Annotated in this window: 6 protein-coding genes; 3 read left to right on the top strand and 3 right to left on the bottom strand. The window is 72.6% G+C overall.

All coding sequences use genetic code 11. The features are described 5' to 3' along the window. Positions 1-865, bottom strand: an 865-nt coding sequence (locus BJP25_RS19620) for an SPFH domain-containing protein (RefSeq protein WP_075976421.1), incomplete at its 3' end; no start/stop codon positions are given. A gap of 530 nt (positions 866-1,395) precedes the next feature. Here BJP25_RS19620 and BJP25_RS19610 point away from each other — a divergent pair. Both BJP25_RS19610 and BJP25_RS19605 read left to right on the top strand, forming a co-directional pair. After that, positions 1,396-2,682: a pentapeptide repeat-containing protein gene (locus tag BJP25_RS19610; RefSeq protein ID WP_075976419.1), complete on the top strand. Its 1,287-nt coding sequence runs from the start codon at positions 1,396-1,398 to the stop codon at positions 2,680-2,682. Positions 2,683-2,845: 163 nt separating this feature from the next. After that, complete coding sequence (locus tag BJP25_RS19605; RefSeq protein WP_075976418.1) at positions 2,846-3,499, top strand: hypothetical protein; 654 nt, start codon at positions 2,846-2,848, stop codon at positions 3,497-3,499. Between the two features lie 380 nt (positions 3,500-3,879). On the opposite strand, the gene dinB is transcribed toward BJP25_RS19605, so the two are convergent. Then, positions 3,880-5,094, bottom strand: coding sequence for a DNA polymerase IV (dinB, locus tag BJP25_RS19600; RefSeq protein ID WP_198943556.1), 1,215 nt, complete (start codon positions 5,092-5,094; stop codon positions 3,880-3,882). Between the two features lie 32 nt (positions 5,095-5,126). Between dinB and BJP25_RS19595 the strand changes: the two genes are divergently transcribed. After that, complete coding sequence (locus tag BJP25_RS19595) at positions 5,127-6,149, top strand: zinc-dependent alcohol dehydrogenase family protein (protein ID WP_075976452.1); 1,023 nt, start codon at positions 5,127-5,129, stop codon at positions 6,147-6,149. A 787-nt stretch (positions 6,150-6,936) separates the two neighbouring features. Here BJP25_RS19595 and metH read toward each other — a convergent pair. After that, on the bottom strand, positions 6,937-10,578 hold the full coding sequence (gene metH, locus BJP25_RS19585; RefSeq protein ID WP_075976416.1) for a methionine synthase: 3,642 nt from the start codon (positions 10,576-10,578) through the stop codon (positions 6,937-6,939). Between the last annotated feature and the right edge of the window lie 115 nt (positions 10,579-10,693).

Below are 10,693 nucleotides of genomic sequence, written 5' to 3'. Positions count from 1 at the left end.
CCCCCGCGGCCTGCTGCCCCAGCGCCACCCCCACACCGGCACCCACCATCGCGCCACCCACCCCCGGGTTGCGCGCGGCCTCCACCACCGCCTCCGCCACAGCACCCCGCTGGAAGCGGTCCACCGGACCCACGTTGTCCAGGTACCGCGCCTGCTCCACCCCGCGCGCCACCCCCCGCGTCATCGCCTCGGTGACCTCGTCCGGCAGCGACACGGTCAGCGAGATGCCCTCGATCCGCAGCCCGAACTCGTCGTCCACCCGCTCCTGCACGAACTCCCGCAGCCGCTCCGCCAGCTCCACCTGCCTGCCCTGCAGGTCGATGACCCCCAACCCCGTCCCGACCACCAGGTCCGCGAACGCCGTGCAGATCACCCGCCGCAGCAGCTCCGCGATCTCCTCGGTGTCCACCGACGAGTCGGTCCCGATCACCTCCCGCAGGAACACCGCCGGGTCCGCCACCCGCACCACGCACAACCCGTTCGCCCGCACCTGCACCATCGTGAAGTCCGGGTCCCGCACCGTCACCGGCGTCGCCGTCCCCCACCGCAGGTCCGTCACCGGCCTGGTGCTCAGGAAGTACACCTCGCTGCGGAACGGGCTCGCGAACCCGTGCTGCCACCCCTGCAACGACGACAGCACCGGCAGGTTCTCGCTCACCAGCTCGTAGTGCCCCGGCCCGAACGAGTCCGCCAACTGCCCCCGGTACACGAACACCGCCCGCTGGCCCTCCCGCACCACCAGCTGCGCACCGTTCTTGATCTCGTTCCGGTACCGCGGGAACCGCCACGCCAACGTCGACCGGCTGTCGTCGAACCACTCGATGACGTCGACCAGCTCGCCCCTGATCCTGGAGATGATGCCCACTGCCGGTCCTCCCGCCGCCGTCCCACCGCAGCGTATCCCGCCCCACCCGACCCCGACGCCCGAAACACCCCCCGCGGTCCGCCCGGCAGCACCGCCACGCCCGCACGGCTACCCAGCACCCATCCCGGACCTCAGTTCCCCGCACCACCACCGAACCCGCGCCCCGCCCGCCTGCCCCAGCGCCACCCTCACGAGCGGACATCCTGGCGCGCCTCCGCACTCGACGCGCGCCCCGCTCCACCGCGCTGAACTCACTGACCGCAGTCCCAGCCTCTCAGCTCCCCGCACCACCGCCCAACCGGCTGAACACGCTCCGCGCCACCGTCCCAACACCACACCCGCAAGCGGTCATCCCGGCCCACCCCCGCACCCGACGCACCCCCCGCTCCACCGTGCCGAACCCGCTGAACGCGCCCCGCGCGAGCACTCCCGCCACCCACCCCCGCACCAACCCCACAAGATCCACAACGGCGTGCCACGATCCGGCACTCAGCACGCGCCCCCCGCGGCGCACCTGCCATCATCGCTGCGTGAGCGACGCCGCCAGCGACCCCAGCCCCGACCCCACCGCCGCCGGGTACGCGGCCCCGTCGACGGCCCGGGTCGCGCTCCTCGTCGCACTCCTGCTGCTCACCGGCGCCGCCGCGGGCGCGGCGACCCTCTGGTGGACCGGCGGCTGGGGCCTCACCGGCGCCGCCGCCGCGGGCCCCCGCGCCAACGCCGTCTGGACCGGCCTGGCCACCGCCACCGCCACCGGCGGCCTGCTCGCCCTCCTGCTGCGCTGGCGCGGCCAGCGCACCGCCGAGGCCGTCCTCGACCACCGCGAGCGCGACCTCGCCCAGCGCCGCGCCGCCGAGGCCCACCAGACCGCAGAACGCCGCCGCGCCGCCGCCGCCGCGCACGCCGACTCCGTCGAGCGCCGCCTCTCCGCCGCCGTCGACCAGCTCGGCGGCGACCGCGACCCCATCCGCCTCGGCGGCCTCAACACCCTCGAACGCCTCGCCACCGCCCACCCCGACCGCCGCCAGGACGTCGTCGACGTCCTCTGCGCCTGCCTGCGCGCCCCCTTCGACACCGGCGAGTTCGCCGTCCGCGCCGCCGTCCAGCGCGTCCTCACCCGCCACCTGCGCCCCGGCGACGACCCCGCCGCCCCCGCCCCCGACTTCTGGCCCGACCTCGACCTCGACCTCACCGGCGCGCACCTGATCGACCTCGACCTCACCGGCTGCCGGGTCCGGGCCATCACCTGCGACAACGCCGTCTTCGAGGGCCGCGCCGTGCTCCGCCGCACCCGCGTCGGCGGCCGCGCCCGCTTCCGCGCCGCCCGCTTCCTCGACGGCATCAGCGCCCGCGGCGCCCGCTTCCACGCCGCCGCCGACTTCCGCGACGCCGAGTTCGACGCCCCCGAGGACTGGCCCGACGCAGGCTTCCGCGCCGCGGAGTTCCACGGCGACGCCACCTTCGCCCGCGCCGCCTTCACCGCCGAGGCCCAGTTCCGCGAAACCCGCTTCCAGTCCGACGTCTCCTTCGACCGCGCCGTGTTCGCGGGCGGCGCCGCCTTCACCTGCGCCGAGTTCCGCGGCAGCGCCTGGTTCGGCGGCGCCGTGCTCACCGGCCCCGTCGACCTCGGCGGCACCCGCTTCCACCGGCACGCCCGCTTCTGCGACACCACCTTCGACGGCCCCGCGGTGTTCACCGGCGCCCACTTCGACGGCTTCACCGACTTCGAGTCCGTCGACTTCCGCGACACCGCCACCTTCACTGAAGCCGAGTTCGCCGCCGACCCGCCCCCCGAGCTCACCGACTACCTCACCTGACGCACCCGCTCGACCACACCCCGCCACCGCCGCGCCCGACTTCGGTGAAATCCCGCGCGCGCGGCCCCGAACCTTGTCACAATCCGCCCCCGAACAGCGATTCGAAGAACAGGTCCGTGCGCGGTCGCACGGCAACCGCCCCGGTGACCGAGGAGTTGGGGACATGAGCCAGGACTACAGCGGATACCCGCAGCAGCCGGGACACCAGCAGTACCCGCAGCAGGGCACCCCGCCCCAGGGCTACCCCGCCTACCAGCAACCGGGCACCCCGCCGCAGGGCTACCCGGCCTACCAGCAGCACGGCTACCCGGCAGCCCCCCTGCCCCAAGCCCCCCAGCAGCAGTACAACGGCGCGAGCACCCGCCCCGGCGTGGTCACCTCCGCCGCCGTCCTGGCCTTCGTCCAAGCGGGCATCACCGCCATCACCACCATCATGATGTTCGCGGGCCTGGCCAGCGTCAGCGACGCGGGCGCGGACGGCGACTACGCCTTCAGCCTCGTCGTCTCCATCGCCCAGGCCATCGGCGTCCTGCTCCTCATCCTCGGCGGCGTCCAGATCATCAGCGGCAAGAACCGCGGCATCCTCATCGGCGCCGCCGCCCTCGAGATCATCATCAGCGCCGCCTGGATCATCCGCTTCGCCCTCATCTCCACCGACGAACTCGACGGCAGCCCCGCCCTCGACATCGCCAACGGCGCCAAGGCCGTGATGATCGTCGTCGCCCTCCTCTTCGCCATCATGCCCATCATCACCCTCATCCAGTCCCTCAGCAGCAACGCCGCCTCCTGGGCAGGCCCCAAGCCCACCCAGTACTGACCCACACCGCTCCCCGAGAACGGGCCGCCACCCCCGGCGGCCCGTTCTTGTCGTTCCACCCCAGTACCCTCACCACAGCCGGTTCGGCTCCCCCGAATTCAGTCGACCGGGTTGTGGACAACTGCTCCGGAGCCCGCAGAACTGTCACTGGTCGCGATTAAGCTAGAGCAATAGGAACGACGCGCGGGGGCGGCCGCACACCTCATCACAGCGAGCGCGCGCGTTGGGTGGTCGGCACGTGCTTTTGGGTGCCGAATGGGGCCGGGCTAGTCCGGGAGCGCGGGCGCCGAGTGGAGTCGGGTTAGTCGGGAGCACAGGGGCCGGGTTGGGCCGGGAGCACTCCGGGAGCGCGGGTGCCGAGGTGGGCCGTGGGCACGGGTTCAATCCGGGAGCAGGGGCACTTCCGGCCCCACGTCCCGACCCAAGAGGGCGGCTCGGGTGACCGCCGCAGACCCGAACCGGGTACGGACCGAGTCCAGGGCGGTGTCCAGGCCCGTTGCAGGGGGCCGGTGACGGGCGCCGGTGGCCGGGGCCTCCAGGGGCAGCGCCAGTTGGACGGCACCCTCCGGGTCGAGGTTGGAGAGGGCCACACCGATGAGGGTGATGCCTTCGTCGTGGATGGTGGGGAGGGCGGCGGCGAGGAGGGTGCGAGCGATCGAAAGGATCTCGGCCGTGTCCGTGGTGGGTTGGAGGACGGTGTACGAGCGGGTGCGCCTGGTGTAGTCCGCGGCTCGGGTCCGCAGCGTGATGGTGCGGGCGGAACGCTCGGCGCGGCGAAGGCGGCGGGTGACGCGGTCCACCAAGGCGGCCAAGAGGATGTCGAGTTCTTCGGGGGTGCGGCCGCGTGGGCCGAGGGCGTGCTGGGCCCCGATGGAGCGACGCCGCCTTCCGGTGACCACGCGGCGCCGGTCTCGGTGGTGGGCCAGGGCGTGCAGGTGGCGGCCTGTGGCCGGGCCGAGCAGTGAGATCAAGTCGGCTTCGTCGTAGGCGGCCACCTGACCGACGGTGGCGAGGCCGCGGGCGCGCAACTTCTCGGCAGTCACCTTGCCGACGCCCCACAGGCGCTCCACCGGGAGGGGGTGCAGGAAGGCGGATTCACCGTTGTGGGGGACATTCAGCAGGCCATCGGGCTTGGCAACGGCGCTGGCGACCTTGGCGAGGAACTTGGTGCGGGCGACGCCCACCGTGATGGGGAGCCCCACCCGGTCCGCGACCTCGCGCCGCAGGCGTTCGGCGATGTGGACGGGCGAGCCCGCGATCCGCGCCATGCCGCCGACGTCCAGGAACGCCTCGTCGATCGACAGGGCCTCGACCAGCGGGGTCGTGTCCGCGAACACCTCGAACACCGCCTTGGACGCCGCCGAGTAGGCCGACATCCGCGGTGGGACGACGATGGCGTCCGGGCACAACCTGCGCGCTTGGCGCCCACCCATGGCGGACCGCACGCCGCGGGCCTTGGCCTCGTAGCTGCAGGCCAGCACCACCCCGCCACCGACGATCACCGGGCGCCCGCGCAGCGCGGGGTCGTCCCGCTGCTCGACCGACGCGTAGAACGCGTCCAGGTCGGCGTGCAGGATCGGGCCCTGGTTCGACACGAACACATGTTCGCATGAGTAGCGTGCTCCGCATGCGTGCTGTGGTGTTCGACCAGTTCAGCGGCCCCCTCTCGATCCGCTCCGTGCCCGACCCGTCACCGGCGCGGCACGGCGCGGTCATCGAGGTCGCCGCCACCGGCCTCTGCCGCAGCGACTGGCACGGGTGGCGAGGCCACGACTCGGGCATCGCCCTGCCGCACGTCCCGGGGCACGAGCTGGCGGGCCGGATCGCCGCCCTCGGCCCCGACGTCACCCGATGGCGGGTTGGCGACCGGGTGACGGTCCCGTTCATCTGCGCGTGCGGGCGCTGCTCGTCGTGCGCCGCCGGTTTGCAGACGGTGTGTGAGAACCAGACCCAGCCGGGTTTCACCCACTGGGGTTCCTTCGCTGACTACGTCGCGCTCGACCACGCCGACGTGAACCTCGTCGCCCTGCCCGACGACCTGGGCTTCGACACCGCGGCCGTCCTCGGTTGCCGGGTTGCGACCTCCTACCGCGCGGTGGTCACCCTCGGGCGCGTCGCACCGGGCGAGTGGGTCGCCGTCCACGGCTGCGGCGGCGTGGGCCTGTCCGCGGTCGCCATCGCAGCCGCTGCGGGTGCCCGGGTGGTGGCGGTGGACATCTCCGAGCAGGCCCTGGACTTGGCGCGGTCCCTCGGCGCCGAGGCCGCCACGACGGATGCGCGGGCCGTCGTCGACCTGACCGGGGGCGGGGCGCACCTGTCGCTCGACGCGTTGGGGAGCGCGCAGACCTGCGCCGGGTCGATCAACTCGTTGCGGCGGCGCGGGCGGCACGTGCAGGTGGGGCTGTTCACGGAGGACCCGGCGGTGCCCATGGCGAGGGTGATCGCGTACGAGTTGGAGGTCCTGGGTAGCCACGGTCTCGCGGCGCACGGGTATCCCGCGCTGCTCGGGATGGTCGCGAGTGGACGGCTGCCGGTGCAGCGGATGATCACGAGGCGCATCCCGCTGGGCGAAGCGGCCGCTGCCTTGGCGGAGATGGACTCCGTGCCGGGCAACGGGGTGACCGTGATCGAACCCGCGCTGGGGGGTTGAGGTCCGCGGGGCTAGCCGCTGCGTGCGCGCCGACGGGCTCGGTCGACCGCGGCGGGGGCACAGGGACAGCGGGTGGCGCGGTCGAGCTGGGCTGTCGGGACGGGCCAGGCGCGGCAGGGTGGGCGGGCGCGGGGCGGTGGAGTGAGCGAGGCACAACAGGTGCGGCGGCTGGCGGCGGGTGCCCGGGCTGGGTGTTCGCCGCTGGTGGTTGATCGCCTGGCGCTTGCGTGAGCCGTGCGACGGCTGTTCTGGGTCAGGAGCGTGCGCCGGAGGCTGAGCGAGGTATGTCATCCTTCGCGGCTCGCGGCTCGCGGCTCGCGGCTCGCGGCTCGCGGCTCGCGGCTCGCGGCTCGCGGCTCGCGGCGGGTGCTCGGGCTGGGTGTTGGCTGCGAGTGGTGATCGCTGGGCGCTTGCGTTGGCGGTGTGTGGCTGTGCTGGCTGGGGTGGGCTGGTTTGGGGACGTGTGGGTGGGGTGTGTCGTGGTGAGGGGGCGTGACGGGTGTGGGTGTGCGGGTGAGAGAGGTGTGGAGCCGCCCCCGCGCGTCGTTCCTATTGCTCTAGCTTAATCCCGGCCAGTGACAGTTCTGAGGGCTCCGGAGCAGTTGTCCACAACCCGGAAGAGTGAATCCGAGAATGCGAGGCGGGTGGACGCTGGGTCGGGGGGTGTGGCGAGTTTAGCGGGGTGGGGGGACGAAGACGGACTGGGTGCGGTGGGGAGGGACGGGAAAGAGGAAGGGGGCCTGCCCGGGATGGGCAGGCCCCCTTCCGCGTGGCCAACGGCGGGTGGTCAGCTGGGGTCGTAGGCCAGGTTGGGGCGGAGCCAGCGCTCCACCTCGGCCAGGGGCATGCCGCGGCGCTTGGCGTAGTCCTCGGTCTGGGTCTTGTCGATGCGGCCGACGGTGAAGTAGCGGGCGGCGGGGTGGGCGAAGATGATGCCGCTGACGGCCGCGGCGGGGGTCATGGCGTAGGACTCGGTGAGGCCGATGCCGTGGGCTTCGGCGTTCAGGAGGGTGAAGAGGTCCTGCTTCTCGGTGTGGTCGGGGCTGGCGGGGTAGCCGAGGGCGGGGCGGATGCCGCGGAAGCGCTCGGCGTGCAGGTCGGCCAGGGCGGGGGTGGCGTCGGGTTCGAACCACTCGCGGCGGGCCTTGAGGTGGATCCACTCGGCGAAGGCCTCGGCGAGGCGGTCGGCGAGGGCCTTGACCATGATGGCGCGGTAGTCGTCGTTGGCGGCCTCGTAGTGGGCGGCGAGGTCCTGGGCGCCGTGGATGGCGACGGCGAAGCCGCCGAGGTGGTCGCCGGTGGGGGCGATGTAGTCGGCCAGGCAGCGGTTGGGGCGGCCTTCGGGCTTCTCGGTCTGCTGGCGCAGCATGGGGAACGACACGCCGTGGTCGGGCAGGACGATGTCGTCGCCGTCGGAGTGGGCGGGCCAGAAGCCGTGGACGCCCTCGGCGCGCAGGGAGCCGTCGGCGATGATCTGGTCGAGCAGGGTGTTGGCGTCGTCCCACAGCTCGCGGGCGATGGGGTTGTCCAGGATGGCCGGGAACTTGCCCTTGAGCTCCCAGGCCAGGAACAGGAACGTCCAGTCGACGTACTCGCGCAGTTCGGCGATGGACGGGGTGACCGTGCGCAGGCCGGTGAAGGAGGGGACGGGCAGGTCGGTGAACTCGACCTGCTCGCGGTTGGCGCGGGCGGCCGCCAGGCTCAGCAGGGGCTTCTGCTGGCGGTTGGCGTGCTGCTCGCGCAGGCGCTGCTGCTCGGCGCGGTTCTCCTCGGCCAGGGCGTCGGCCCGGTCGGAGAGCAGGCCGGAGACGACGCCGACGACGCGGGAGGCGTCGAGGACGTGCACGGTGGTGCTGTCGTAGGCGGGGGCGATGCGGACCGCGGTGTGCTGGCGGGAGGTGGTGGCGCCGCCGATGAGCAGCGGCAGCTTGAGGCCGCGGCGCTCCATCTCCTCGGCCACGTTGACCATCTCGTCCAGCGACGGGGTGATCAGGCCGGACAGGCCGATGGCGTCGGCGCCCTCGGCCACGGCGGTGTCGAGGATCTTGGCGGCGGGCACCATCACGCCGAGGTCGACGACCTCGTAGTTGTTGCAGCCGAGCACGACGCCGACGATGTTCTTGCCGATGTCGTGCACGTCGCCCTTGACCGTGGCCATGACGACCTTGCCCTGCCCGCGCAGCGCCTCGGTGCGGCCCTCGGCGCGGGCCCGCTCCTTCTCCTCCTCCATGTAGGGCTCGAGGTAGGCCACGGCGCGCTTCATCACCCGGGCGCTCTTGACGACCTGGGGCAGGAACATCTTGCCCGACCCGAACAGGTCGCCGACGACCTTCATGCCGTCCATCAGCGGGCCCTCGATGACCTCCAGCGGCCGCGGGTAGGCCTGCCTGGCCTCCTCGGTGTCGGCCTCGATGAAGTCGACGATGCCGTTGACCAGGGCGTGGGTGATGCGCTCGCCCACCGGGCCCTCGCGCCAGGACAGGTCGAGCGCGCGCTTGGTGCCCTTGCCCTTGACCCGCTCGGCGTAGGCGACGAGCCGGTCGGTGGCGTCGGCGCGCCGGTCGAACAGCACGTCCTCGACCAGTTCCAGCAGCTCGGCCGGGATGTCCTGGTAGATGGCGAGCTGGCCAGCGTTGACGATGCCCATGTCCAGGCCGAGCTTGACGGCGTGGAACAGGAACGCCGAGTGCATGGCCTCGCGGACGACCTCGTTGCCGCGGAAGGAGAACGACAGGTTGGAGATGCCGCCGCTGATGTGCGCGCCGGGGCAGGCCTGCTTGATGCGCGGCAGCGCGTCGAGGAAGGCCTTGGCGTAGCCGTTGTGCTCCTCGATGCCGGTGGCGACGGCGAGCACGTTGGGGTCGAAGATGATGTCCTCGGGCGGGAAGCCGATCCGCTTGGTGAGCAGCTCGTAGGCCCGGCTGCAGATCTCCACCCGCCGGTCGGCGGTGTCGGCCTGGCCGCGCTCGTCGAAGGCCATCACGATCGCGCCCGCGCCGTAGGCGCGGATGGTGCGGGCGTGGTCGAGGAACTCCTCCTCGCCCTCCTTGAGGCTGATGGAGTTGACCACGGCCTTGCCCTGCACGCACTTGAGCCCGGCCTCGAGCACGCTCCACCGGGAGCTGTCGATCATGACGGGGAGCCGGGCGACCTCGGGCTCGGTGGCGATGAGGTTGAGGAAGTTGGTCATCGCCCGCTCGGAGTCGAGCAGGTCGGCGTCCATGTTGACGTCGATGAGGTTGGCCCCGCCGCGCACCTGCTCCAGGGCGACGTCGACCGCGCCCTGGTAGTCGTCGGCCTCGATGAGGCGGCGGAAGCGGGCCGAGCCGGTGACGTTGGTGCGCTCGCCGACCATGACGAACCCGGTGTCGGGGCCGATGGCGAACGGCTCCAGGCCGGAGAAGCGGGTGGTGGCGTCGGTGCGCGGCACCTCGCGCGCGGGCAGGTCCTTGACCGCCTCGGCGAGGGCGGCGATGTGCTCGGGGGAGGTGCCGCAGCAGCCGCCGACGACGTTGACCATGCCCTCGGTGGCGAACCCGCGCAGCAGCTCACCCATCTGCTCGGGGGTCTGGTCGTAGCCGCCGAAGGCGTTGGGCAGCCCGGCGTTGGGGTGGGCGGCGGTGAAGGTGTCGGCGAGCTTCGCCAGCTCGGCCACGTGCGGGCGCAGCTCCTCGGCGCCCATCGCGCAGTTGACGCCGACGACCAGCGGCCGGGCGTGGGCGATGGAGCGCCAGAACGCCTCGACGGTCTGCCCGGACAGGGTGCGCCCGGACAGGTCGACGATGGTGACCGAGATCCACAGCGGCAGCTCGGGGGCGACCTCGGCGGCGGCGGCGATGGCGGCCTTGCAGTTGAGCGTGTCGAAGATCGTCTCGATCAGCAGCAGGTCCACCCCGCCCTCGGCCAGCGCGGCGATCTGCTCGGCGTAGGTGGCCTTGACCTGGTCGAAGGTGACCGCGCGGTAGGCGGGGTCCTCGACCTTGGGCGAGAGCGAGAGGGTGACGTTGAGCGGGCCGATGGACCCGGCGACGAACTTGCCGCCCGCCTCGTCGGCGGCCTGGCGGGCCAGCCGGGCGCTGGCGAGGTTCATCTCGCGCACCAGCGGCTCCAGGCCGTAGTCGGCCTGGCTGATGGCGGTGGCGGTGAAGGTGTTGGTGGTGGTGATGTCCGCGCCCGCGGCCAGGTACCGCCGGTGCACGTCCAGCACGACGTCCGGCCTGGTCAGGCTGAGCAGGTCGGGGTCGCCGGTGACGTCCTGGGGGTGGTCGGCGGCGATCAGGTCGCCCCGGTAGTCCTCGGGCGTGAGCTTCGCGCCCTGCAACATGGTGCCCCAGGCGCCGTCGAGGACCGCCACGCGCTGGGCGAGCAGTTCTTGCAGTGCACGGGTCCGGTCGCCGGTGGTAGTCGCGGCGCTCGATGGAGATGCCAATGGCCCACCTTCGCTGTTGGGGAGACGCCCTTGCCGACAGCAGCCCGGGTCGAGCGTGGCGGGGGTGGTCCCCGTCGCAGCGCCTCTCGACCCGCCCGTCGATTTTACCAACCCC

Source organism: Actinokineospora bangkokensis (genome assembly GCF_001940455.1).
Classification (GTDB): Bacteria; Actinomycetota; Actinomycetes; order Mycobacteriales; family Pseudonocardiaceae; genus Actinokineospora; species Actinokineospora bangkokensis.
Note: the sequence above shows the minus strand (reverse complement) of the source record. Positions and strands in the feature narration are given on the sequence as shown.

Bases quoted from the DNA above. Each gene is read 5' to 3' on its own strand.
- BJP25_RS19605 (WP_075976418.1), top strand. From the start codon at position 2,846: ATGAGCCAGGACTACAGCGGATACCCGCAGCAGCCGGGACACCAGCAG.
- BJP25_RS19595 (WP_075976452.1), top strand. From the start codon at position 5,127: ATGCGTGCTGTGGTGTTCGACCAGTTCAGCGGCCCCCTCTCGATCCGC.